Annotated in this window: 1 protein-coding gene; it reads right to left on the bottom strand. The window is 47.2% G+C overall.

The annotated features are described in order from the left end of the window. Nucleotides 1–498, bottom strand: a 498-nt coding sequence (locus tag AB4493_RS05415; RefSeq protein ID WP_372154631.1) for a tandem-95 repeat protein, incomplete at both ends; no start/stop codon positions are given.

The following is a 498-nucleotide window of genomic DNA, read 5'->3' as shown; positions in this document are numbered from 1 at the left end:
ACCTTCAATGTCAGTAGCGTCTGTTAATAGGTCGGCATCAGTAAAGATTAACGTGCCGTCTTCTTCAACGCTGAACTGTTGATCTTGAGGTACTGGCAGGTCATTAACTGGGTTAACGGTTAGGTCAGCTGATGCTTGAACCGTATTAGTACCATCTGAGATATCGAAGCTGATATCGATGTCGCCATTGAAGTTCTCATCTGGCGTAATCGTGAAGCTGCCGTCATCATTAGCTACAACCGTTGCATCTCCACCAACCGTAAGTTCGCTAGCTGTCAGGTCATCGCCTTCAACATCTGACGCTTGCGATAGCAATTGCTCTTGGCTTAAACGGATAGAACCGTCTTCATCGATTGAGTACGCTAAGTCACCAGACACTGGCGCATCATCAACCGCTGTAACACTCACATCGATGTTGGCAGAGACCGTATCGGTTCCGTCTGACACATCGAAGCCGAAGTTTACGTCACCATTGAAGTTTTCATTTGGCGCAAAGGT

The organism is Vibrio sp. 10N.222.55.A1 (genome assembly GCF_041473835.1).
Classification (GTDB): domain Bacteria; phylum Pseudomonadota; class Gammaproteobacteria; order Enterobacterales; family Vibrionaceae; genus Vibrio; species Vibrio crassostreae_C.
This window is presented reverse-complemented; position numbering and strand designations above follow the sequence as displayed.